The sequence below is a fragment of the Pseudomonas sp. JZ114 genome, from assembly GCF_051027705.1.
Taxonomy (GTDB): Bacteria; Pseudomonadota; Gammaproteobacteria; order Pseudomonadales; family Pseudomonadaceae; genus Chryseomonas; species Chryseomonas luteola.
In genome coordinates this window covers 768,476-791,484 of sequence record NZ_CP069256.1, presented here as the reverse complement: position 1 = coordinate 791,484, position 23,009 = coordinate 768,476, and the positions used below count along the sequence as shown (strand labels likewise).

21 protein-coding genes are annotated in these 23,009 nt (G+C 55.2%); 6 read left to right on the top strand and 15 right to left on the bottom strand.

The window, feature by feature from the left end; all coding sequences use genetic code 11:
• Positions 1-42: 42 nt before the first annotated feature.
• Positions 43-927, bottom strand: a complete 885-nt coding sequence (locus JQR90_RS03735; RefSeq protein ID WP_434140484.1) for a LysR family transcriptional regulator — start codon at positions 925-927, stop codon at positions 43-45.
• Positions 928-1,011: 84 nt separating this feature from the next.
• Between JQR90_RS03735 and JQR90_RS03730 the strand changes: the two genes are divergently transcribed.
• The 4 genes from JQR90_RS03730 to JQR90_RS03715 all read left to right on the top strand — a co-directional run bounded on the left by JQR90_RS03730 (position 1,012) and on the right by JQR90_RS03715 (position 4,327).
• Positions 1,012-1,344, top strand: a complete 333-nt coding sequence (locus JQR90_RS03730; RefSeq protein ID WP_074823063.1) for a DMT family transporter — start codon at positions 1,012-1,014, stop codon at positions 1,342-1,344.
• A 66-nt stretch (positions 1,345-1,410) separates the two neighbouring features.
• The gene (locus JQR90_RS03725; RefSeq protein ID WP_434140482.1) at positions 1,411-2,586 is read left to right on the top strand and encodes an NAD(P)/FAD-dependent oxidoreductase; all 1,176 of its coding nucleotides are present in this window, start codon (positions 1,411-1,413) and stop codon (positions 2,584-2,586) included.
• The gene (locus JQR90_RS03720; protein WP_434140480.1) at positions 2,583-3,392 is read left to right on the top strand and encodes an aldo/keto reductase; all 810 of its coding nucleotides are present in this window, start codon (positions 2,583-2,585) and stop codon (positions 3,390-3,392) included. Before JQR90_RS03725 ends, JQR90_RS03720 begins: the two co-directional genes overlap by 4 nt.
• A 41-nt stretch (positions 3,393-3,433) precedes the next feature.
• Entirely contained in the window at positions 3,434-4,327 is an 894-nt protein-coding gene (locus JQR90_RS03715; protein ID WP_219650765.1) for a metal ABC transporter ATPase, read from the top strand.
• Between the two features lie 15 nt (positions 4,328-4,342).
• Here the strand turns inward: JQR90_RS03715 and hldE are convergent, their stop codons facing one another.
• From hldE to msbA, 4 genes are read right to left on the bottom strand one after another with little or no spacing between them, the layout of a single operon-like run.
• Positions 4,343-5,770, bottom strand: coding sequence for a bifunctional D-glycero-beta-D-manno-heptose-7-phosphate kinase/D-glycero-beta-D-manno-heptose 1-phosphate adenylyltransferase HldE (hldE, locus tag JQR90_RS03710; protein WP_010797069.1), 1,428 nt, complete (start codon positions 5,768-5,770; stop codon positions 4,343-4,345).
• A 49-nt stretch (positions 5,771-5,819) separates the two neighbouring features.
• Positions 5,820-7,268 carry a PIG-L deacetylase family protein gene (locus tag JQR90_RS03705; RefSeq protein WP_434140478.1) on the bottom strand — a complete coding sequence of 483 codons (1,449 nt, stop codon included), beginning with the start codon at positions 7,266-7,268 and terminating at the stop codon, positions 5,820-5,822.
• Positions 7,268-8,167: a GNAT family N-acetyltransferase gene (locus JQR90_RS03700; protein ID WP_434140476.1), complete on the bottom strand. Its 900-nt coding sequence runs from the start codon at positions 8,165-8,167 to the stop codon at positions 7,268-7,270. The genes JQR90_RS03705 and JQR90_RS03700 overlap by 1 nt, the downstream gene beginning before the upstream one ends.
• A complete protein-coding gene (gene msbA / locus JQR90_RS03695) occupies positions 8,164-9,993 on the bottom strand; it encodes a lipid A export permease/ATP-binding protein MsbA (protein WP_037029990.1) in 1,830 nt (609 codons plus the stop codon). The genes JQR90_RS03700 and msbA overlap by 4 nt, the downstream gene beginning before the upstream one ends.
• Before the next feature lie 246 nt (positions 9,994-10,239).
• On the opposite strand from msbA, the gene JQR90_RS03690 reads away from it, so the two are divergent.
• Positions 10,240-10,899: a lipopolysaccharide kinase InaA family protein gene (locus JQR90_RS03690; protein WP_434135642.1), complete on the top strand. Its 660-nt coding sequence runs from the start codon at positions 10,240-10,242 to the stop codon at positions 10,897-10,899.
• Positions 10,896-12,107 carry an O-antigen ligase family protein gene (locus JQR90_RS03685; protein WP_434140474.1) on the top strand — a complete coding sequence of 404 codons (1,212 nt, stop codon included), beginning with the start codon at positions 10,896-10,898 and terminating at the stop codon, positions 12,105-12,107. The genes JQR90_RS03690 and JQR90_RS03685 overlap by 4 nt, the downstream gene beginning before the upstream one ends.
• Here JQR90_RS03685 and JQR90_RS03680 read toward each other — a convergent pair.
• The 10 genes from JQR90_RS03680 to JQR90_RS03635 all read right to left on the bottom strand — a co-directional run bounded on the left by JQR90_RS03680 (position 12,104) and on the right by JQR90_RS03635 (position 22,954).
• A complete protein-coding gene (locus tag JQR90_RS03680) occupies positions 12,104-13,003 on the bottom strand; it encodes a glycosyltransferase family 2 protein (protein WP_010797063.1) in 900 nt (299 codons plus the stop codon). The two genes, JQR90_RS03685 and JQR90_RS03680, sit on opposite strands and share 4 nt — an antisense overlap.
• 68 nt (positions 13,004-13,071) lie before the next feature.
• Positions 13,072-14,151 (bottom strand): hypothetical protein, encoded by a 1,080-nt coding sequence (locus tag JQR90_RS03675; RefSeq protein WP_010797062.1) that lies wholly within the window; start codon positions 14,149-14,151, stop codon positions 13,072-13,074.
• A 48-nt stretch (positions 14,152-14,199) separates the two neighbouring features.
• Positions 14,200-15,156 carry a glycosyltransferase gene (locus JQR90_RS03670; protein ID WP_010797061.1) on the bottom strand — a complete coding sequence of 319 codons (957 nt, stop codon included), beginning with the start codon at positions 15,154-15,156 and terminating at the stop codon, positions 14,200-14,202.
• A gap of 45 nt (positions 15,157-15,201) precedes the next feature.
• The gene (locus JQR90_RS03665; RefSeq protein WP_010797060.1) at positions 15,202-16,353 is read right to left on the bottom strand and encodes a glycosyltransferase; all 1,152 of its coding nucleotides are present in this window, start codon (positions 16,351-16,353) and stop codon (positions 15,202-15,204) included.
• A complete protein-coding gene (locus JQR90_RS03660; protein WP_010797059.1) occupies positions 16,337-18,094 on the bottom strand; it encodes a carbamoyltransferase family protein in 1,758 nt (585 codons plus the stop codon). The genes JQR90_RS03665 and JQR90_RS03660 overlap by 17 nt, the downstream gene beginning before the upstream one ends.
• A 4-nt stretch (positions 18,095-18,098) precedes the next feature.
• Positions 18,099-19,550 (bottom strand): lipopolysaccharide kinase InaA family protein, encoded by a 1,452-nt coding sequence (locus JQR90_RS03655; RefSeq protein WP_434140470.1) that lies wholly within the window; start codon positions 19,548-19,550, stop codon positions 18,099-18,101.
• Positions 19,547-20,302: a lipopolysaccharide kinase InaA family protein gene (locus tag JQR90_RS03650; protein WP_434140468.1), complete on the bottom strand. Its 756-nt coding sequence runs from the start codon at positions 20,300-20,302 to the stop codon at positions 19,547-19,549. Before JQR90_RS03650 ends, JQR90_RS03655 begins: the two co-directional genes overlap by 4 nt.
• Positions 20,299-21,030 carry a lipopolysaccharide kinase InaA family protein gene (locus JQR90_RS03645; protein ID WP_010797056.1) on the bottom strand — a complete coding sequence of 244 codons (732 nt, stop codon included), beginning with the start codon at positions 21,028-21,030 and terminating at the stop codon, positions 20,299-20,301. The genes JQR90_RS03650 and JQR90_RS03645 overlap by 4 nt, the downstream gene beginning before the upstream one ends.
• Complete coding sequence (gene rfaP / locus JQR90_RS03640) at positions 21,030-21,836, bottom strand: lipopolysaccharide core heptose(I) kinase RfaP (RefSeq protein WP_010797055.1); 807 nt, start codon at positions 21,834-21,836, stop codon at positions 21,030-21,032. Before rfaP ends, JQR90_RS03645 begins: the two co-directional genes overlap by 1 nt.
• Complete coding sequence (locus JQR90_RS03635) at positions 21,833-22,954, bottom strand: glycosyltransferase family 4 protein (RefSeq protein WP_037030748.1); 1,122 nt, start codon at positions 22,952-22,954, stop codon at positions 21,833-21,835. The genes rfaP and JQR90_RS03635 overlap by 4 nt, the downstream gene beginning before the upstream one ends.
• Between the last annotated feature and the right edge of the window lie 55 nt (positions 22,955-23,009).

The following is a 23,009-nucleotide window of genomic DNA, read 5'->3' as shown; positions in this document are numbered from 1 at the left end:
GGAAAGGCGATGGCAAAGCCCTCTGTTGATCCTAGGACGGCCTTAACCAATGGCTTGCAGCTGCTCGGCAAAGTGCTCACCCAACCAGCGCGCCGCAGGCCCCTGGGGCTCGTCACGCCGCCAGACCAGCTCAACTACCAGCGGAGGTGGCGTCCAGTCACTGGCCAGCTCCACCAAGTGATTCAAGTAAGTAGGATAGCGGGCCACATGACGAGGCAGCCAGGCCCAACCAATGTCACGCATGACCAGTTCTGCTGTCACATAGAAACTGTCGGCTCGCCAGACGTGTGGACTGATCGGCTCGCCGCCCGGGTAACCGCTCTGATAAGGCGCAATGAGAATCTGCCGGTGCTGAGCCAGTTGCTGACGCGTGATGCGAGCATAGTGAGCTAAGGGATGACCTGCCCCACACACCGTAACCATCTCCACCAGACTAAGCCGCCTGCGCTCCAGGGCATCAGGCATGTGCTCGTGATGGAACATGAGGCCAAGGTCAGCTCGGCGATCAAGCAGCTTTCGCGCAACCTCTCCCTGGGCGCCACTGGCAAGCTGTACATCCAGAAAAGGATAGATCGCTGCCAGGGTCTCAAGGCTGTTGACGATAGGCTGATACGGCATCGCTTCATCATGAGCCAAGCGCAAGCGAGTTTCCTCGCCCTGCGTCAGCCCTAGCGCCCGACTTTCGAGGCGTTCACAATGCCTCAGAATTTCCCGCGCCTCATCAAGCAGCGCCCGTCCCGACTCGGTCAGCCGAGGCTGCCGTCCGCTGCTGCGCTCGAACAGCAGGACCCCAAGGTCTGCTTCCAGCAAGGCAATTGAGCTACTGATAGCTGACTGGGCGCGCCCTAATCGACGGGCCGCCGCAGAGAACGAACACGTCTCGGCCACACTCACAAACAGACGGACCTGATCCAGGCTCCACTGCATTACCTATCTCCATTACAGATAGGTAATCACTTTATCCCATCACAAGAAAAACTAGACTGGGCGTTTTCAATCAGGATGCTTCTTATGATCGGCTACATTTATCTGGCTATTGCTATCGCCGCTGAAATCGTTGCGACAACCGCAATGAAGGCTTTGGATGGCTTCAACAAACCGCTCCCGCTGGTGCTGGTTATCGTTGGCTACGCCGTTGCCATTGGTTTTCTTTCTCAGGTGGTCAAAATCATTCCAGTCGGTATTGCTTACGCCATCTGGTCAGGCATGGGAATCGTGTTGGTCAGCATAGCGGCTGCCGTCATCTACAAGCAGACACTTGATCTGGCCGCCATACTGGGCATGGGTCTTATCATCCTGGGCGTTATCGTCATTCAACTGTTTTCAAAGAGTACAGGACATTGACCTGAGACCTACGCCTGCAATCGCCTCACGTTATACTGCACGCCTGTTTTTGAAAGAGTCCTGCACATGAGCCCAGCACTGAGCACCGATATTCTGATCGTCGGCGGAGGCATTGCCGGCCTGTGGCTGAACGCCCGTCTACGCCGAGCGGGTTTTGCCACAATCCTGATCGAGTCGGGCACCCTGGGGGGCGGGCAAAGCATGAAGTCCCAGGGCATTATCCATGGCGGTGCCAAATATGCCCTGCACGGCGCGCTGACAGGTGCTTCGGAGGCCATTGCCGAAATGCCTCGCCGCTGGCGCGACAGCTTGGCCGGGACGGGCGAGCTGGATCTGCAGGGTGTCCGCATCCTTTCGGAAGCACATTATCTCTGGTCTCCCGGCACGCTCGCCGGCAACCTCACCAGCTTTTTTGCAAGCAAGGCCGTTCGCGGTCGAGTCGAGCCCGTCAAGGGATCGGACCTGCCTCCTGCCCTGCAGGATCGTGCCTTCAAGGGCAAGGCCTATCGCTTGGCAGAGCTGGTATTGGATGTGCCGAGCCTCATTGCGCGTCTGGCAGAGCTGGCAGGTGACAGCGTGATGAAAGGACAACGCCTTGACCCCATCCTTGAGGATGGGCAACTGGTGGGGCTGATCGTGGACGGCCAGCCTATCCGCGCTCAGCGAGTAGTACTGAGCTCAGGCGGAGGCACCGAAGCCCTGCTACGTGACCTGGGCCTTGAGCAACCGGCCATGCAGCGCCGCCCATTGCATATGGTGCTGGTCAAGGCGCCTACACTCAAACCACTTTATGCCCACTGCCTGGGCGGCGGTTCGAAGCCCCGTATTACAGTGACCACACACCCCTCAGCTGACGGGCAATGGGTCTGGTACTTGGGAGGTGAACTGGCTGAAGCCGAAGGTGTAGCACGTTCAGAAGACGAGCAGATTGCAGTGGCTCGTCATGAACTGGAAAAGCTGCTGCCCTGGATAGACCTCTCCCAAGCGCGGTGGGCCACCTTGCGGGTAGACCGTGCAGAGCCGGCACAATCCAGCATGGCCCGTCCAGATAATGCCTTTGTGGCGGAACACGGCAATTTACTGGTCGGCTGGCCAACCAAACTGGCCCTGGCGCCCGATTTTTCTGATCGAGTCTTTGCGGTCCTTGAGCGAGAAGGTATTCGCCCCGGTACGCACCCCGCCCTTCCTCCGCACCCTATGCCACCGATGGGTATCCCAGTTTGGGAGGCGCTGTTGCCATGAAAACCTTGCACGATTACTACCGCCCCCTGGGCGCGACCGGACTCATGGTTTCACCACTGGGGCTTGGTACCGTGAAGCTGGGCCGTGATCAGGGTGTGAAATATCCTAATGGCTTCACGATTCCTGATGACCGTGAAGCTGCTGACCTACTGACCCTTGCCCATGAGCTTGGTATCAACCTCATCGATACTGCTCCCGCCTATGGTCATAGCGAAGAACGCCTTGGCAAGCTGCTCAAGGGGCAACGCGACAATTGGGTTATCGTCAGCAAAGTGGGAGAAGAGTTCGAGTCCGGCCAATCACGATACGACTTCAGTGCTCAGCACACTCGGTTTTCCGTCGAGCGCAGCCTGAGGCGATTGGGGACCGACTGCATTGACTTGGTACTCGTACACTCCAACGGACACGATCTCGATATTCTGGAGCACTCAGATGTCTACACGACCCTGGAGACGCTCAAGCGCGAGGGCTCCATTCGCGCTTTCGGCCTTTCCGGCAAGACAGTAGAGGGTGGCCTGCTGGCGCTCGACAAAGGCGATTGCGCCATGGTGACGTACAACCTCAACGAGCAGAGCGAGCGGCCGGTCATCGACCATGCGACCGCTATTGGCAAGGCGATTCTCATCAAAAAGGCGCTGGCCAGCGGACATGTCTGTCTTGGGAGTGGCGTGGACCCCGTCCAGGCCAGTTTTGAACTGGTACTTGGTCATCCAGGAGTGGCCAGCGCTATCATCGGAACCATCAATCCGTTGCACCTGTCGCATAATGTCCGTGTCGCTGCTAGCGTGATCGAGTCCAGACGTTAACGCGCACGGGGCATCCATGATAACAATTTCAGGAGTCTGCCATGCCTCAACTCATTGCGCGTCAGAACCCCAAGGCATTCAAGACCCTGCCGCTGCTGGTTGAAGGCAGCCCGGAAAAGCTGGTTTACCAGGCCTTGGGCCAACCCCTGAATTTCAACGAGGTGCTGGAGCGCCGCCGTCCGATTGTCGTCGAAGATGAACAACGCTTTTCACTTGAGCTGGCAAACCTGGGCGTTTCGGTCAGGATCACGCTGAACTGGCAAGGGCATGATCATTGGCTATTGGTCCGTCAGAAGCGGGTCGATCGTGGCGATACCGTACTGAAACTGATATCCGGTTACGTACCTGCCCATGAGCTTAACCTTCCACTGCTTACGGCCGTTCAAGAAGTGGCTGAAGAATGCCTATTTGAAACCCCCGACGGCTGGCTACAGGGCCGTTTTACCGAAACCTGGTTGCCTACGCCTTACGAGGGAGCACTGAAGTACCGGGAAAACGGCCATTTCACCCTCACCCCTCGTACCGGGGCCGCACGTCCTGTCCAGTGCGGCAGTCTAGCGCTGATCGAGCGGCCACGCGCTTACGTGCATACGCCTACCGCATCGCTGCAGCTGGTCTATGACATGCAGATGGAGCTACCCAAGGATATCCGCACGCCCAGTCTTTTCCATGTGGATGACAAGGTGGAGGATGGACAGCTCATCGCACGCCTGGACAGGCGCCGCCCGGATATTTATCTGCTGGCAGTGGATCAGGGTCGTCCTACCGGCGAGCTGTTTACCTTACACGAGGGGCAACGCCAGCCTGTAAGCACCCGAGGCCTCTGGCTCTCGGAAAGCTTTGCCGAACAGCGCGGCTGGCTCGTGCATGAAGAACGGGTACGCTGGCAGGATTGGCTGAGCCGCCTGGGCACAGTCAAGGAGAAGGCGTCCTGACGGACGCCGTTTGTATCAGGAGCTTCCGCGAATTCGCTCGACAATCGCGGTGGTTGAACTGTTTTCGACGACGCCCAATACCTTTACTTCACCACCATAGGCTTGAACCAGGGGTGCTCCTACTACCTCATCGACGCTCTTGTAATCTCCGCCCTTTACCAGTACATCGGGCTTTACCTGCTTGAGCAGCTCCTCGGGAGTGCTTTCGCTGAAAGGAATGACCCAATCCACCGCGCCCAAGCCGGCCAACACCGCCATTCGACGATCGACAGTATTGATAGGCCGGCCCGGCCCCTTCAGGCGGGTTACGGATGCGTCATCGTTCACCGCTACAATCAGGCGGTCACCCAGTGCACGTGCCTGCTCAAGATAAGCTACATGACCAGCATGGAGGATATCGAAGCAGCCGTTGGTGAAAACAATTTTCTCGCCATGGGCACGTGCATCCTCAATAGCAACCTGCAACTGTTCCAGAGCCAATACCCCTCGCTCCGAGCCTTCCTCTCGCTGCACCGCACGGCGAAGCTCTGGAGCGCTGATTGCAGCAGTGCCCAGCTTGCCCACTACAATACCTGCAGCAAGGTTCGCCAGAGCGACCGCATTGTGCAGCTCCTCACCCGCAGCCAGCGCGGCCGCCAGAGTCGAAATAACGGTATCGCCCGCGCCGGTTACATCGAAGACCTCCCGTGCACGAGCGGGCAGATGGAACGGCTGCTGGTCAGGCCGCAGCAGCGTCATCCCGTTTTCGCCACGGGTTACCAGCAGTGCCCCCAGCTCCAGGTCAGCGATCAGTTTGCAGCCTTTGGCGACCAGATCAGCTTCGTCGGTGCAAGGTCCTACAATCGCCTCGAACTCGCTTAAGTTGGGCGTAATCAGGCTGGCGCCCCGGTAGATCGAAAAATCCTTGCCTTTGGGATCTGCCAGTACCGGAATATTGCGAGCACGGGCCAGCTGGATCAGGTCCTGATGGTTTCTGAGCGCGCCTTTGCCGTAGTCGGAAAGGACCAGCACCTTTACACCTGCCAGCATGGAGCGCGTATCTGCTGCTAACGCTTGGGTATCGGTCTTGAATGATTCTTCAAAATCGACACGCAGTAGTTGCTGGTGACGGCTCATGATCCGCAGCTTGACGATGGTCGGCTGTCCGGCAATACGCTGAAAACGTGCCTCGACCTTGGCGGCCTTCAGGCTGTCAGCCAAGGCGTCGGCGGCCTCGTCCTGGCCTGTTACACCGACCAGATAAGCCGGTGCCCCCAAGGCAGCAATATTGAGCGCCACGTTGGCAGCACCACCGGGGCGATCTTCATTCTGATCAACCCGTACGACAGGCACAGGCGCCTCGGGCGAGATTCGCGACGTTGCACCATGCCAATAACGATCGAGCATGACATCGCCGACCACGAGCACGGGGGCTTGATCAAAACGGGGCATGGTCAGCTTCATGGAAAGACTCCAAACGTCAAAACGGCGGCGATGATACCACAGGGTTAAATCAGTCCCCGAGCGGCCCATGCCTCAGATCTTTTACGAAAAACAGCTCATGACGGCGAACAGCTTTACGAAAAAATTCGTCCTCTCCCGTCACTGGCCATCGACGCCCTGTCAAAACAGACTGAAGCAGTCGGCGCAAACGTTTCTTGAGTGGTGGCGGAACAAGCAGATCATGCTGCATGCCCAGCGCCATGGCCTTATCGAGCTGAGTCTCCGCACTCAACACTGGACTCCAGACAGGTAGCATCGGCAAAGGCTCGATGGCCGGCGGCAATGCGATACCGTTACCCGACGGTCCCATGGGCCAGCGGTCGTTGTCGTGCAGGTGGTTCGCATAAAGCAACGCCGTATCTGGCTTCCAGCTACTGAACTGGATGGCCTCCTCTACCGCCTGGGCTGCCTGAACATGGTCCGCATGAGGGTCCAGCTGGGGATGGGGAAACACCATTACTTCCGGCTGAAAATGTTCGATGAGCGCAACCAGGTCGGCAATCAGATTATTCCAGGAGGGTTGCCCGTCCGTGTCACCCGGAAGACGCAACGGATTAAAGCGCCGTACCGGACGAATATCTACATCACCTGACTCGCGTGAGCCAAACGCCTGCTCTGGCGCAGCATGCATGGCCGGTAGCTGAAGGCAAAAATAGCCCAGCTGAACGCAACGCGTCATGGGTACACCGCCCCATAGCGGTACAGCCAGGCTGTCCCATGTCCGCAAGCGTCCTTTGAGCCTGGCTGCTTCAGCAGTACTGAGGCCAAGTCGCTCATAGTACTCGGCCTCGATCTCTCCTTGCGTCAAGGTAACAATCGAAGCCTCGGCACAACCACTGTAAAGGCCGAACGCAGCCAACTCCGCATCGTCCGCATGGGGCGCAATTACCATTACACGTTTGGAGGCATAATCTGGATTTGAAAACCCATGCAGTGTCATAGAACCAACGACCCGGCAAAAACGGCCCCGGACAGATACTCGCCCTTCACGCAAGGCCTCGGAAAAGCCTGACAGGTTAAGGTAGCGGCGACCCTGTACGCCCCGCTCGAAATCCTGACGATCCTCCTGGCTACCGGCACGAATCACAACGTAAGGGTCGAACAAGTGGCCTAAAAAGCCTGCCTTGATTTCGCATTCCAATACCAGGGATTGCAACTCATCTGAAAGCTCATGTCCTTTCAACGTCAAGACGTTGTCCGTGATCTCGATCGGCAGGCGTACACTGCTCTCAGGAAAGTCATACCGGTAATCATCATGTGGCGCATAGAACAGATGATCCGCGAACCAGGCCTCATGAACAATCCAGACAGCCACTATCGCAAGAGGTACCAGCCACCAAGGCAGCACCTGTACAAACGCAGCACCGAGCAAAGCAAGCAGAAACAACGCAATGATACCTAGTGCGATCCGCTTATGGCGCCGGTGCCGCTTGAGTAACCTTTGTTTACGCGCACTCATCACTTCACCTTGTGGACCGGCACTCGGTTGCACCAGCGATCCTTGTACTCACGATCCGCACGGCCAAACGAAAAGCGCAAGTCCTTGCCTAGCGCACGAGCCTCCTCCCAGGCCGCCTGGGTATTGAGGAAGCTCAGTACACTGCCCGGACTGAAGTCTCGACTTTCCGGCGCCACACCACCATTAACGTATTCAACACTGATCCACCGAGGGGATTCGACACGGTAAAGCACCTGAATGGCAGCTGGAGCATCGTCCAGAAAGATGACGGAACCCATCATGAATTCGCGTAACAGCGAAAAAACGTCAACCAGATGAGCTTTGGCAGGCACCTCGAAGGCCCAACGGCGCTCGAACAGATCGGCATAGAACGCTGCCAGTTCTGCTGGTGTGAAGTCACTGACAGGCCGAACCTGCCCACCCGCCTCTTCCAGCAGACGCAACTCGCGGCGCTGGTTGTAACGAAACTTCTTTGAAAGCTCCTCCGGCGCACGTGCAATTGCCAGACATTCTTTTTGCTGACGTGCAGTCGAGATATGCGCGGCACTTAGCGAAGATAAATACCGGGCCTTCTGGCGCAGCGGAGCCTGAGCATTCTCCTGAGCTGGCAGAATGATTTCTGCGTTCCCCAGGTCGAAGTAGTCACGTTTACCCTTGCGCTTGAGCACATCGCGAGACAGCGCAATGTGCCCATCCCAGCACGCTACCGCCATCTGCAGCTCGCCGCTGGCTGGCCATCCCAGATAGCGGACCGGAAGCCCAACCAGATCAGACAGGCGTGCAACGATCTCTGGATGGGTGGCAACACTGCCTCCCCATGTTTGCCACGCCCGGGCATAGGCTGGCGCATCAATCTCAACCCAGCCCCGCTCACGCCACGCCCTAAACAACCCCATCATGAAACGTGTGTGCCTTCTTCATCGAGTGTCGTTGCGCCTTTTTCAACCTGACTGTTATGCAGGCGGGCATAATAGCCATTCTGCGCCAATAGCTCGGCATGCGTACCACGTTCCACGATACGCCCCTGATCCATGACTAGAATCAGATCGGCCTTTTCAATGGTGCTCAGCCGGTGCGCAATCACCAATGTGGTTCGGCCAGTCATAACCCTGTCCAGCGCCGCCTGGATATGCCGCTCGGATTCGGTATCCAATGCAGAGGTGGCTTCATCCAGGATCAGCAGGGGCGCATTCTTCAAAAGCGCCCGTGCAATGGCCAGACGCTGACGCTGACCGCCCGAAAGCAGTACACCGTTCTCACCGACCAGTGTTTCATAACCCTCAGGCAAACGCTGGATGAATTCGTCGGCATAGGCGGCCTTGGCAGCTTCGAGCACCTGCTCGAATGGCGCACCAGCCAGATCACCATAAGCAATATTATTGGTGACCGTGTCGTTGAACAGCGTGACCTGCTGTGTCACTAGAGCAATGTGCCGACGCAGATTGGGCAACCGATAACGCTGGATGTCCAGATCATCCAGCAGAATCTGGCCCTGCGTGTGCTGATAGAAACGGGGAATCAGGTTGGCCAGTGTCGACTTTCCGCTGCCCGAGCGTCCTACCAGCGCCACCATTTGCCCAGGTTCCGCCACGAACGAGATATCGTCCAGAACCGGCTTTTCGGTACCGGGATAGGTGAAGTTCAGATTCCTGACTTCCAGACGCCCTTGCGCTCGAGCTCGCTCTTCAGTTCCTTCGTCCACTTCCGGGACTTCATCCAACTGCTCGAAAATGCTTTCAGCACCTGCGACGCCACGCTGGATCGTCGAGCTCACCTCGGATAACTGGCGAATGGGTTTGGGCAGCAGTCCCGCCATGGTGATGTAGGCGACCAGATCACCGGCCGATGAATCACCACGAAGATAAAGCACCAGGAACATCAAGGCGGCCATGGCGGTATAGATCAGCAGCTGCAACATCGGCGTATAAACCGCACCGGTTCTGTTCATGGTCAGCTGCTTTTGAGTATTGCTTTCGCTGGCCTCGAAGAACCGCTTACGCTCGTACGCCTCACCACCAAAGCTGCGAACCACGCGGTAGCCCTGAATGGCCTCGGACGTTACATGGGTAACATCTCCCATGGCCGACTGGATTTTCTTGCTCTGCTTGCGAAACTTGCGACTGGCGGATGTCACCATCATGGCAATAATAGGCAGGATAGCCAGCATCACGAGGGTCAATTTCCAGTTCATCCATAGTAGGGATGCGAACAGGAACACTACCGTCATCCCCTCTCGGATCACCACCTTAATCGCATCAGTCGCTGCGCCAGTTACCATGGTGACGTTGAAGGTGATACGAGAGATCAGGTGACCAGAGTTGTTCGCGTCGAAATACCGGTTGGGCAGTATCAACAGATGATTGAACAGTGCCACACGGAGATCGTGAACCAACCCCAGCGAAACCTTTGCAATAAAATAGTTGCCCAGAAACGAGCCGATGCCCTGCCAGGCAGCAATCAGGATAATGAGAAGCGGAACAGCCTGCAGCAGATGCAGCTCGCCGATAACAGGCCAGCCAGGAAACATCGACGCGTTCGGGTTGTTCAGGCCATCGACGAAATATTTGAGAATTCCGGCCAGCATGGGCTGAGTCGAGGCAAAGATCAGAAAGCCTACGATACTGAGGGCAAACTGTCCGATGTAGGGACGCACATAGCCTAAGAGGCGTAGATAGATTTTGAGACTTGAATGCTCTGCACGCGGGGACGTAGGAGTCGTCTGCATGATTGAAATAACTGTCTTGAGTAAACGGCCGATATTATCACGTCCAACTCTGCATATCAGAAACGAACATGGTAGTACTCCAAATAGGAGCATCGGTACGTAATAAGATCGATAGTATTGGCATGAGATACCAATACCTTACATGGCACAGCTTCTTGGACTTCTTGCGATTTCCTTACCTTCATTGCGGCTAGGCATCACTAGAAGATGAGTTAAGATGCACGTCCCAGACTTGACGGAAGCAACATGCAACAGCTTGAAAAGACAGACTACCTGAAACTCCGCGAGGCGGCGCACGTCATAGAAGCGGACCAGTACGGTGACAAGGTGTTGCAATTGACCGATGGCAGCTTCCTTAAGCTATTCAGGCGCAAGCGGTTACTGACTTCAGCTGCGTTTTATCCCTACGCACAACGGTTTGCAGACAATGCCAGCCAGTTGCAACGACGTCATATTCAAACGCCTACCATTATCGGGGTATATCGCGTCGCCGCGATCGAGCGGGATATCGTTCACTATTTACCATTACCTGGACAAACGATCCGACAGCTATTCAATAATGATGAGCCAGAAAAGCTCAAAACCGAACTGGGTCGCTTTGTAGCCTTGTTACATGAGCAAGGTGTTTATTTCCGCTCGCTCCACCTAGGCAACATTGTTCAGACGCCAGCATATGAATTGGGCCTGATCGATATAGCCGACCTGCGCTGCCAGTCACGCTCATTGTCACAGCGTTTGCGACTACGCAATTTCAACCATCTGTTGCGCTATGAAAACGACAGGGCTTGGTTGATGACGGATGATGGCCGAGCCTTTTTCAATGCCTATCTGGCTCACTCATCCATCGTTTTTACACGCAAGACCCTCAGACATCAGTTAAACCTGCCCAGAGAGTTCTTCCAGTGACTTCTCATGTATCAGGAACCGTAGCGCCACCACCTCGTACTGAGAAACTTTCTCTCTGGATTGTCCGCTTCGTACTGCCCGTGGGCTGGCTAGCACTTTTGACAGGCATGTTCTGGATTGGCGATCGCTCGCTTTATCACAAGTTGTTCTATGTTTTTCTGGCTTTCCCGACATTGGTAGCCGTTTCGTTGACTCCTTCTCAGTTGCGTCAACTATTCCAAAGCCCATTGCTACGGGCGTATGTGCTTTTTGCACTCTATGTGTCGCTCAGTCTGGCTTGGTCGCCCAACAGCGGTGAGCTGTCGTTGATCAAGTACCCGCTCTATGTGCTCATGATGCTTCTCGCCACAGCCCTGATGGCAAGGCATTACCCAGACCTTATGATAAAAACCACGCTCCTGGGCGCCGTACTGGCTTCGCTTAGCGCCCTACTGACATTACTTTGGTACGTTAAAGAGGGCGCGCATGGCCGTCTTGAAGGTTATGGAGCGCTTTATAATCCGCTACTGACAACTCACATTTATGGCTTCTACGCAGCCTTCTGGCTGGCCACTTGGTGCTCCAAGATACGCATAAGCTCCTGGATCACACTGCCCGCCCTTGCAGTGGTACTTTTGTTGATTCTTTGTACGGGCTCGCGGACTCCCTTGTTTGCGCTTGCGATGAGTATGCTCTGGCTCAGTTTCGCACATCCCAACCGGCGAACGCTTTTTATCGTCGGCAGCGTCATTATAGGATTTGTTGGACTGATATTGATTGACCCAAGCCTAGTCACCCAGCGCGGAGCCTCTTTCCGGCCCGCCATATGGGCTGATGCCTGGCGGCAAATTCAGCAGGACTTCTGGCTCGGGCACGGCTTCGATGCAGCCATGCGTATTGACTTGCCAGAAGTAGGTCATATGTTGGCGGATCCACATAACCTGAGCCTTGGCGTCATGTATCAAACTGGCCTGACCGGCCTTGCGTTGTGGATGGTGCTTTATCTAACTGCGCTGGTACAAGGCTGGCGTTTACGCCGTGAGCCTGCCGTACTCATCACCGGCACGCTTGTAGTATTTGGCTTGGCGGCAGGTATGACAGAAGGAAGCTCTTTTCTTTCTCGCCCCAAGGAGCACTGGTTTCTAGTATGGATCCCGCTGGCTTTACTTAACGTAGCCGTCATTTATCACCTCACTGCCCGAAAGCCTCAGGCAGTGAATGAAGTCTAGTGAGTTGGAACCATCAGCCGCAAAAGGCCACGCACCGTCTTGCGTGTCCAGGCCTGAATGGGAATGTCTCGTAGCAGCGCCCTGGCCAATGGCTTGTTTCGGCTGGATGCCTTGAGAAACATGGAATTCAGGAATTGCGTTTTAACCTGCCCATAAGCAGGATGATCACTGAATCGCTCATAAGTTTTCAGTACATTCTCGACCATGAACGGCAAATTCTTGTATGTATTGCTTTCATGCTTTCGATAAAGCGCAAGCACCTCATCCAGAATATCAATGTAATATCCCGCCTGCGTAATTTTGAGCGTGATATAGAGATCTTCAAGACGGATGCTAGGGTCGAAACAGCCCACTCTCAATAATGCTTCCCGGCGAAACATGAGCGTAGCAGCCATTGGGCCTGGCTTGAGATCCAAAAAAAGGTCTTCGAAATTAAGCCTTCTGAACGGTAAATATCGATGCTTCTGCTGCTTTTCTGGATAGAGTTGCCCGTGCGCGTCAATCAGGTCGATATTAGCGGCACAGATTCCCACCTCGGGCTTATCTTTGATGTACGTAACCTGTTGCTCGATGCGCTGGGGCAGCATGATATCATCCGACCCAAAAGGAACAATCAAGCCGCCAGAAGCCCGCTCAATCGCACCGTTTAGCGTACGGCTAAGTCCGATGTTTTGCTGCTGCCTGAAATCAAATCCGTACTCTTTTTGCAGACGCAAAATTCTTTGAACGCTATCGTCCGTAGAACCGTCATCAATCACTAAGAGCTCAATATGAGGATAGCTCTGCTTGAGGACGCTAAGAATGCTTGCCTCTATATATGGGGCATGGTTGTAGGATGCGATAATGACTGTCACTAACGGACAGTTTTCCTCTGATAGCCCTTCCTGACTGCTCATAGCTGATAGCTCCGTATTCAAAGCGCCTTGTTTCTTGAGCCTCCCTCAAAGCCAAGAAAGCGCATTGTTTATTTATTCACCCTACTCAGATGCTTTTTGATCTTCGATAGGTTTTTTTCGCCAACAGCCTTGCATAAGGCCGGCTCATCAAGCCACTTCCAAAGCATGTCCTGCGGTACTTCTATTCGAGAGCGCTCACATGCGTTTTCAAATGCCTTTTCCCACCAGGCAGGTCCGCAAGCACGGTCAAATTCATTGGAGTAAGGATAGCAGCCGTAAAGCAATTCACGTGCGAACTGCCGTTGCTCAGGCTTCAGATATGAGGTTCGGATTTTATAGAGCAATCGCTGCAAACCAGGCGGGCGCGGTAACTTATCCGAGACATTATCGATATCTGCTAGCGCAGCCTGGCCAAGCGGATCACTCCTGTGTTTGGCATACCAAGCGCAAACCTTAGCGCGAAAAAGCCGCTTGCGGCTCCAGTAGTGATGAATGATGTCGGTACACTCAGCCAGTCGGAGCTGCTTCTTACGCGCGGCCACTGCCAGCATGAACTCCTCTAGCGTGTATGCCTTAGGAGACTGGGCTCGGTAATGGTCCATTAGAAAAATCGAATGATCCAGCAAGTCAGCGTCGGAACGGCATAATCCTATAACGCCCGAGTTGGTCATAGGCATGTCATCATCGGCCAGCCCCTCCTGCTGCAGTGGACTTGCCAATGTCTGGTAAAGCAACCCTGACCGATCCTCGCCAAAGCAGGGACCGATGGCGTTACAGAGCAACGCTCCTGGCGCAACACGATCAAACAATGCCTGTGGAGATTGACGAAAAAAGGTGTCTGTATCGATTAAGATGGCTTTCTCGCTTGTATCCAGCACTTGTCTCAGCAATACATGTTTGGCACGGAAGTGATAATCGATAGGACGCGCCCACTCAGCCAACTGCTCTGCTGAAATGATATGGACGGTAACAGGCAGCTCGTCATAGATGAATTCACGATCACTGTATACATGAATTGCCAGCTTCGACAGGTTCGTTTTATCAAGGCGAGACAATGCACTGACGATGCTGAAAAAAGCTTCCTGATGATAGGTTTCTGAGCCGAACGCCAGGTATACCAAGCGGTTGGGCTCGAAGAATGAGGACATAGAGGGCTCCAATTACTGTACCCGCAAATCTAGAAGCAGAACGCCGGTTCAGCGTTGAAACCAAGGTAGCCAGCGATCGCGCCAGTTAGCTGGCTGCCGTTCACGCAACGGAGCTTCCAAAGCTTTGACAATATGCCTGCCTAAGGCCTGAAAACTGTAATGGGTTTGTGCGAGAGCCTGACCCTCTTGGGCAATACGCTCGGCAAGCTCGGCGTTTTGTCTAAGCAAGGCAAGCTTTTGTCTGAGCTCATCAACGGATGAATACAGCACAACATTCTGCATGTCGACGAAACCAAGCGCATTGTTTTCTACGCTCCCCTGATCGTAAGCGAACAGAACACAGCCACACGCCATGGCTTCGAAGTTCTTGATCATGTATTCACCCATACCTACATCAGCACTGACGAAGAACCGGATGCGATTCAGCATTTCTCGGTATTCATCGCCTGACTCAGTACGCGTAACGGTGAGCGGTTCAACCTTACCCAGCTCTTCCAAAAGCTGTTTACGTCCACTATAGGCAACGCTTTTAAGACTTCCGACAAAACCGAGCTCAATGTCCCTGGGCACACCCATATTCCAGAGTCCTGCTGCGTCATAGCCTTTGGGAGCAAAGACAGCATCTACATTTTCCTGTTGCAAGCGTTGGGTCACGCCAGCACCCGAGCAAAGTACCCGGACCCAGGGCATCCGCCGGTAATACGCGCTGAACTTGCCGGTGTACTTACAGCGAATATAGTTCTGGTAGGCGTCATGCTCCAGTTCGACAAGGTTGGGCAAAGTCCGGATAAAACCGACTTGCTTGAGTTGTTTTTTGAAGCGCAGAAAAAGAACTACCCGCTCATAGCGCGCCAGATCGACATGCTCACGGAAGTAGCGCTTGAGGTTGGCTTGCTCCTCACTGTCCAACCACCGTAGATCACAGTCGCACTGCTCGGCTATAGCCTGGTATAGCGCATCCAGGATGACACGCTGCTCTTTTTGTACAAGCATCAATACTTTCATACGAGAGCGCCGGTCAATGACTGTTGGCGATAAACAGAGAACACATCATGAGTGTATTGCAGCCAGTTCTATATCTTTTGAAAGCTGCCTGATCATAGGCAAACGCCAGAAAGCAGCCCTACCCGCTTCGTCACTGAAACGATCATCCAACCGCTCCCGCATATGCTGAACACACGCACTCTGCTGACTTGGACTTAGGCGTGATAAGTGCATCAACCCGCCACTCAGCGCTTCGGTATCCCGCAGAGGGAATAGCAAACCGACACCATCGATGATTTCACGTGCGCCGCCACAAGCGGTTGCAATAATGGGTACGCCTGCCGCCATGGCTTCCAGCAGTACCATCCCAAAGGGTTCGTGATCGGAGCTCAATGCAAACGCATCGAAGGCCTTGAAATAGCATCGCGCATCGGCTACCTGCCCCAGAAACACTACACGATCAGCAATAGCAAGTTCACGAGCCAGGTCTTTGAGTTCTTCCTCCAGTCGGCCCTTCCCCACAATAGCCAGCAGAGCGTGTGCGGGGAGAGAAGGAAGCGCTTGGGCAAAGCCCTTTAGTAGAGTGGCTTGATCCTTGTCCGGATGCAGCCGCCCTACGTTTCCTACAATCCAGGCATCCTGAGGTAACTTCAAAGCCTCTCGCGCCTGCTCACCATGTAGTACCTGGCCCTGTATCGCAGCAACATCGATACGGTTGTATAGCGTTTCAATGTAATCGGCTGGCCATTTGGTCAAACGCTGTCGGAGCTCATCACGAACGGCATCGGAAACCGCCAGAAGTCTTAGCCGTTTGCTCATGGCATTGGCGAAGAGCCTACGCCCCAAGCGATCGTAATCTCCAAAGGCGTGATGGACGCCGATGACAGGTAGTTTGGTAGCCAGGCAGGCAATCCAGATCGGCTTGAAGCGATGGGCAATGATGAACCGTATGCCTCTGGAGCGAACAATCTCTCGCAGTGCACGGATAGCACCAAGCTTCAATCCACGAATATCCTTGGAGCTGTACTCCATGAACAGCACCTCATCCGAGGCGCACTGGGTGGCAACCTCGGCATCGGCAGCGCCGGTCAGAAAGACTGTCGTGACCCGATAGCCTGTTCCCTTGAACAGGCTTGCGTATTGCCGGGCACAATCCAGAAAGGGACCATCATAGCCATGGCAAAATTGTAAAACCCTTGGTTCAGCTGATCGAGTCATAGGCATCCGCACCGTCTTTGACTACGAGGATGTCTTCCATGATCAGGTATTGCAAATCCGATCCGTAGAACATATCGAGCGCATCAGTCGGTGAGCAGATCATCGGCTCACCACGACGATTCAATGAGGTGTTCAACGAAACGCCGTTGCCCGTCAGGTTTTCCAGCTCCTTCATCAGGTCATACCAGCGTGGATTGTGTCGACGCTCCAGCACCTGGGCGCGGGAAGTACCGTCCTCATGGACAACCTCGCCTACACGGTTTTTCCACTCTTCGTTGACCTCAAAGGTAAACGTCATGAAGGGTGAAGGATGGTCGACTTTGAGCATCTCATGTGCCACGGTGTCGAGCATCGAAGGGCAGAAAGGTCTCCACCGTTCGCGAAACTTGATCTGCTCATTGATACGGTCGGCCACACCCGGAACGCTCGGGCAGCCAATGATGGAACGGCCGCCCAGCGCACGCGGGCCGAACTCCATGCGGCCCTGGAACCAGGCCACCGGATTGCCGTCCACCATGATTTTAGCGATACGCTGGGGGACGTCGTCGAGCTTGCGCCACTTGGGTGCATTAGGGTGACGGGCACAGGCGGCAATTACGTCCTCGTTACTATAGGACGGCCCGAGGTAGACGTGTTCCATTTTCTCGACCGGCACACCGCGCTGGTGCGATACGTAGGCTGCCGCACCGACTGCCGTTCCTGCATCACCAGACGCCGGCTGAACGAACAGCTCCTTGACCTCTGGACGCGCAATAATCTTCTGGTTGAGCTTGACGTTCAAGGCGCAGCCGCCAGCAAAGGCAATCTTGCCGGCTTCCTTGATGATATCGCCCAGGTAGTAATCCATCATCTCCAGCGCCAGCTTTTCGAAGAGCGCTTGCATGCTGGCTGCATAATGAATATAGGGATCATCGGCGATATCCCCTTCCCGCTTCGGGCCAAGCCACTCGATCAGCTTGGGCGAGAAGTAGTAGCCCTTGCCCTTTTCTTTATAGCGACGGAAGCCGATGACGTTAGCGTAATCGGTATTGATGATCAGCTCGCCGTTCTCGAATTTCGCCAGCCTGGAGAAATCATACTTGCTTGCGTCGCCATAGGGTGCCATCCCCATGACCTTGAATTCGCCATCAAGCATTTCAAAGCCGAGGAATTCAGTAATCGCACCGTAGAGCCCACCCAGGGAGTCCGGATCATAGAACTCCTTGATTTTGTGGATCCTACCGTTCTCGCCATAGCCAAAAAAGGTAGTCGCGTACTCACCCTTGCCATCAATGCCTAGAATGGCGGTCTTTTCAGTAAAACCGGAGCAATGGTAGGCACTGGAGGCATGGGCCAGGTGATGCTCGACAGGCTCGATCTTGATTTTTTTCAAATCAAAGCCCAACTGCTGCAGGCACCACTGGATGCGCTTGTGGTAGCGCTTGTAGCGGCGATTACCAAAGAGAATGGCATCCAATGCGCGATCAGGGGCATAGGCATAGCGTTTGGCATAATGCCAGCGAGCCTCACCAAACAGGCTAATCGGCGCAAATGGAATAGCTACGACATCTACATCCTTTGGCTTGATACCGGCCTGCTCCAGGCAGAATTTGGCCGACTCATAGGGCATGCGGTTCTTGGCATGCTTGTCACGCACGAAGCGCTCTTCTTCAGCCGCCGCGATCAACTTGCCGTCGATATAAAGTGCAGCGGAAGGATCATGGCTCAGGGCGCCGGACAGGCCCAGAATCGTCAATGCCACAGGTTCAACCTCTAGAGTAATCATCCCTGCGCCCAGGCAGGGATGGAATGCGTTCATCAAGCAGCCGGTACAGGGCACTGCTCTTGGGCCAGTTCCGCAGAAAGCGCTCACGATCTCGTGCAAAGGCTTTCTCAAATTGCTGCTGGCTCGTGTGCTGAGTCATGGCATCCAGGTCGATCAATGACCAGTGATCACCATTCCAGAGCACATTATTCCCTTTTAAATCGCCATGACTGATTCGTTCGCGAATCAGTCCCTCAAAAAGAACATCCAGCGCGGCCAAGTCTTGCTCAGGTGGGGCGCTATCCCGGTACGGCTCAAAGCGCGCCAGTATATCCTGCCCTGACGCATAATCGGTAATCAGGTAGGCACGCCGGCGCAAACCTAGCCAGCGCTTTTCCATTACGCCCAAGGGTTTAGGCGTGTCGATGCCCAGAAAGCGCAGGCGATTCCCCTGGATCCAGCTATGCCAGGCGCGGCTGGGCCGCCAAAAGCGCGTCAACCAATGCCCAAAGCCCTTGATGTTATAGCGCTTCAGAATATAAATATTCCCAGCATGCTCCACACGCGCCACCGTGGCGGCGCCGCCATCCTTGTAGCGGTGTCCCTGGGCAATGAAACGGTCTGGATCGGCCAACAGCGGTTCCACCACCGCCTCGCTGTCCCGGCGCATGGCCAGGATGCCTTCACTGGATCGGCTCACTTTGAACAGGCTGCAATCTCGTCCGGCTTTTTCCAGAAAGTCTTTTAGGCGCCATGTGCGAATGCGGATCGCTTCCTGCTGGATCGCTTCCGGTCTCAGGGCATGCTCGCCATTCACCAGCAGGTAATGCACCAGCAACTCTTCGATATAGGCGTCAAACCGGGCAGGCAGCTGTCCGAAAAAGACGCCTAGGTTTTGCATAACCTGCTTTTGAGGAAGGGGCTTTCCCTGGGACTCGGCGTGAATGTCAGCCCCATCTATAACGTAGATGTTCCCGTCCTGTTGAAGAAGGTTGTCCAGATGCAAGTCGTCCTGCCAGAGACCCTTGGCATGTAACTCGCCAATGGCAGCCAGCGACATCCCCAAGACGTCCTGCTGACTATCAGAAAGAGGAGGTTCCTGATCGACCCTTCGCCACAAGGCATCCAGGCTCACTGCGTTCTCCAGAAACTCAAACAGCAACCAGCCGCCCTTGTCGGCCTCGAAGCCTTCAGCCACAACAGCCGGCGTTGTCAGCTGGTTGTCGATCAGTAAACGGCAACCTTCACGCTCACGCGTATAGTGTCGCTCCGAGCGAGCGCCTACAAACAGCTTGGCCAGCACCGAGCGGCCCTGCCACCGAGCCTCACCTACATAGCGTTGTCCAGGTAACACGCGCAGGAGTGATATCAGAGTCAGCGAGCCCTCAGGCAATTCAATCTGAACAGGCAGCGCTGGGGCTCGCCCAGACCGGGCTAGCTCATCCAGTTTCATGGACGCGCTTCCTTGCTGCGACGACGCACGCTGAGCTTGCGTAACCAAGTATCGACTTCACGGCTATCAGGCGCCATCTGTAGATAAGCCGCCAGGAACAGCCGGACTTCCGCCTCGCTCCAGACCGGTGCGCGCCTTAGTAACGGCTCCAGGTCCTTAACCCTGTCCTTACGCCCTAATAGCAACAGGCGTGTTTTTTCAAGGTCAATTAGGCGCGTTAGAAACCCGCTTTCCTGCTCCTGAAGAAAGATGTGCTTGGGATAAAAACAGCCATGAATACGCCCCGCTGCATGCAGGGTTCTGGCAAGTACGCCTATAGCCGCCAGGAGCGTATGGCGTGTCCGCTCGGGTAGCTCTGGCCATTCGGCCAGCCAGCTATCCAGATCCCGCCATCCATCCAATGCTCGCGTCAGCAGAATGGCCTGCCGTTCATTCCCTACCTTGCGCTCGCCAAAGAACGAAGCTTCCAGTGCCGGAATACCGAGCGTGCTGTAACGCTGGATGTTACGAAACTCCCGAGCAAAGGTGGGCTCTCCCAGGGGGTGAAGCAGTTCATGCGTCAGGTAATTGCTTTGACGCTTGAGGAAATAGGACGCCTCGTCGAGATCGAGCCGGTAGACGGTGCTCCAGCCGCCACGCCTGGCGTTAGGCTCGTCGACCGCCTCCAGCTGAAGCGACCAGAGCGCTTCGAACGTTGAGAGCCCGTGCCGCTCTAGTATGGCGGCATCTTTGGCAGACAGGAAATCGCTCATTCGCGCCCCTTGAAGTAATTCAATACATGTACGATTCGCTCCTTGTCGGAGTCTCTTAGCCGCTGCCGCCCCTTGTAACGCAAGTAGAATCGCAGCCGCTGCGTACGTGAAAGCTTGTATTTAGCGACCTTATCCAGGCAGGCCAAATCCTTGATGATGCGTCGCCTGAGCCAGGAACCAAACCAAAAGGCCCCTGCCGGACAATCGATGAGGTACAGCGTACCGGCTTGATCAACCAGCAGATTGCGCCACTTCAAATCATTATGAGCGAAGTGATGGTCATGCATGGTGCGAGTAGCACGTGCTAACTGCAGGCTCAACTGATCGACCCAGGCCGGATCACTCAAGCGCGGATCATCGTGATTGGCCATGACAGCCAGGTCATCGGTCTGGGGAATTTCACGAGTTATCATGGCGCCGCGGGTAAATTGTCCGCCTGAGCGCTCAAGTCCCCAGGCCACGACAGGCGCTGTTGGAATACCCCATCTGGCAAAGCGTTTAAGATTTTGCCACTCAGACTTGACGCGAGGACGGCCCATATACCGACGCAGGCCCTTGCCTGCGCCGGTATAGCGCTTAACGTAATAACGAATCCCCTCATAAGTGACACGTATCACTTCAGACAGAGGGTCATTGGTCAAATGCTCGCCTTGCAAGGTGAATACCCGTTCAAGACTGGCAAACTCCGCTATATGCTCTACAGAGGGATCAATACGCCACTGGGCCATCAGAGCCTGTCTCCGTAACGCTGCTTGCGTTCGTAGAGCCGTTCGGCCTTGCGCTGCAATCGCTGCAGGAGCGCGGCCTCTTCTCGCAGAATCTGCCGCAATGGCCGCTGAAAATACACACGAAGAAACCTCAGGAAATCCCGCTGAGTCAGCCCGATACCCAGTGCAGAGAAATACAGACCAGCCAGGTCCTTGTCGCGCCAGCGTCTAGGCACCTGGTCTCGCGTATGAGCGCGATGCAGGTCGATGAGTGACAGCCTCAATGTACCCGGCTCAACGGGCCGATCGGTATGCAATAGAAAGTGACAGATGTAGCAGTCTCGATGGTTGACCCCTGCACGGTGCATCGTGCCTGTCATCTTGGCCACCTCATCGATCAGAGCCCATTTGGTACTCGCCTTGGGAGGCTGAACAGGCCAAGCCAGCGTGTAGTCTTCCAGGCTGACGGTAGGTGCCAATTCCTCCGTGATAATGAAAGAGTGCTGCTCGGCCGGGTTACTGCCTCGCTCACCAAAAGCCACGGCGTTCATGGTAGGCACACCAGCCTCATGCAGGCGCTGCAAAGCCTGCCACTCCTGCCCCGCACCCAGTACCGGCTGTTTCAACTGCAACAAGTTTTTGGCAATTTCACCCCATCCAATCCCTCGATGGATTTTGACGAAATACCCCTTGCCATTGACTTCGGTACGCAGGGTACGTCGCCCTTCCAACTCCCGAAAAACTTCTCCCTGAAGCGCTTCTACCGCTTCAAAGGCATCGCGACCCGCCCACAGGGAGCGAAAAGGCTCTTCAAGCACAAGCTTCACAAGCGCGGCTCCAGAATGACATCAGCCGCCCGCTCGGGCATGCTGTACAGATCGGCAGTCTCGGCATAAGCGAGGGCATTACGGGACCATGCAGTGCGCTGCGAATCATCGCTTAGCATGTCGGCCAACAGGGTATTGAGCTGCTCCTGCTCAAATGGGCTAGGCACTACCCGGCCGCAGTCGGCGTCCGTGATGTAGTGAGCATAGCCACAGACATCGGTCACCAGCACAGGCAAACCGGCCACCAATGCCTCCAGCAGTACCGTTCCCGTGTTCTCGTTATAAGCTGGGTGAATCAACAGATCCGCCCCCAAAAGAAAACGCGGGATATCGCTGCGTCCCTTGAGGATATCCACCTGATCGGAAATGCCCAGCGCCTTGGTCTGCAACAGAAACGGCTTGGGATCGTCCTGCCCGATAACAATCAGGCGCACCCGTTTCTTGAGTGCCTTGGGAAGCGAGGCGACTGCTCGCAGAGAGCGATCCAGCCCCTTGGTCTTAAAGCCCGAACCGATCTGCACAACCAGCAGTGACGTAGCGTCCAGACCGAACTCCTGGCGAAACGCCTTGCGTATTTCTTCGGCATTGGGCGGTGCGCGGCGGTCTGCTGCGATACCAGGCGGAAGCAGATGAAAACGCTCGGCAGGCGTCCCGTAGTGCTTGACGAAGAACGGCTGCTGGACCTCCGAGATCATCAGAACCTGGGTCTTGGACTCGGGCGCAAACACGGCCCGCTCGTACTCGGCAAAATGACGATAGCGACTCCACTTGCGGTACAGCGGGTTACGCAGTGTCTGCGCCTTTTCCTCAAAGCAGGGATCGGCCGCGTAATACACGTCCAGACCAGGCATCTTGTTGAAGCCAATGATGCGATCCACTGGATCATTGGTCAGATCGCGCTGGAACCAGGCTGTAAACTTTTCATTGCGCTTGTGGTTGAACAGCGCCTTGGCCGATCCAACGCGCACGTCGAATCCGTCAGGTACAGGACCCTCCCAGATCAACGTATAGACACGAATGGAGTGACCACGACGCTGGCACTCCTGGGCAATGCGCATGAAGTCACGCTGTAGCCCCCCGAAGGGAAAGTATTTGTAAAGAACAAAAGCCAGACGCATCAGCATATGCCCATAAAAAATAGCGGATCACCGTGGCAGGTGATGATGTTCAAAC

Bases quoted from the DNA above. Each gene is read 5' to 3' on its own strand.
- JQR90_RS03690 (WP_434135642.1), top strand. From the start codon at position 10,240: ATGCAACAGCTTGAAAAGACAGACTACCTGAAACTCCGCGAGGCGGCG.
- JQR90_RS03735 (WP_434140484.1), bottom strand. From the start codon at position 927: ATGCAGTGGAGCCTGGATCAGGTCCGTCTGTTTGTGAGTGTGGCCGAG.
- JQR90_RS03730 (WP_074823063.1), top strand. From the start codon at position 1,012: ATGATCGGCTACATTTATCTGGCTATTGCTATCGCCGCTGAAATCGTT.
- msbA (WP_037029990.1), bottom strand. From the start codon at position 9,993: ATGCAGACGACTCCTACGTCCCCGCGTGCAGAGCATTCAAGTCTCAAA.
- JQR90_RS03675 (WP_010797062.1), bottom strand. From the start codon at position 14,151: ATGTCCTCATTCTTCGAGCCCAACCGCTTGGTATACCTGGCGTTCGGC.
- JQR90_RS03720 (WP_434140480.1), top strand. From the start codon at position 2,583: ATGAAAACCTTGCACGATTACTACCGCCCCCTGGGCGCGACCGGACTC.
- JQR90_RS03680 (WP_010797063.1), bottom strand. From the start codon at position 13,003: ATGAGCAGTCAGGAAGGGCTATCAGAGGAAAACTGTCCGTTAGTGACA.
- JQR90_RS03635 (WP_037030748.1), bottom strand. From the start codon at position 22,954: ATGCGTCTGGCTTTTGTTCTTTACAAATACTTTCCCTTCGGGGGGCTA.
- JQR90_RS03700 (WP_434140476.1), bottom strand. From the start codon at position 8,167: ATGATGGGGTTGTTTAGGGCGTGGCGTGAGCGGGGCTGGGTTGAGATT.
- JQR90_RS03645 (WP_010797056.1), bottom strand. From the start codon at position 21,030: ATGGCCCAGTGGCGTATTGATCCCTCTGTAGAGCATATAGCGGAGTTT.
- JQR90_RS03655 (WP_434140470.1), bottom strand. From the start codon at position 19,550: ATGAAACTGGATGAGCTAGCCCGGTCTGGGCGAGCCCCAGCGCTGCCT.
- JQR90_RS03665 (WP_010797060.1), bottom strand. From the start codon at position 16,353: ATGACTCGATCAGCTGAACCAAGGGTTTTACAATTTTGCCATGGCTAT.
- JQR90_RS03670 (WP_010797061.1), bottom strand. From the start codon at position 15,156: ATGAAAGTATTGATGCTTGTACAAAAAGAGCAGCGTGTCATCCTGGAT.
- JQR90_RS03715 (WP_219650765.1), top strand. From the start codon at position 3,434: ATGCCTCAACTCATTGCGCGTCAGAACCCCAAGGCATTCAAGACCCTG.
- JQR90_RS03705 (WP_434140478.1), bottom strand. From the start codon at position 7,268: ATGAGTGCGCGTAAACAAAGGTTACTCAAGCGGCACCGGCGCCATAAG.
- JQR90_RS03650 (WP_434140468.1), bottom strand. From the start codon at position 20,302: ATGAGCGATTTCCTGTCTGCCAAAGATGCCGCCATACTAGAGCGGCAC.
- hldE (WP_010797069.1), bottom strand. From the start codon at position 5,770: ATGAAGCTGACCATGCCCCGTTTTGATCAAGCCCCCGTGCTCGTGGTC.
- JQR90_RS03725 (WP_434140482.1), top strand. From the start codon at position 1,411: ATGAGCCCAGCACTGAGCACCGATATTCTGATCGTCGGCGGAGGCATT.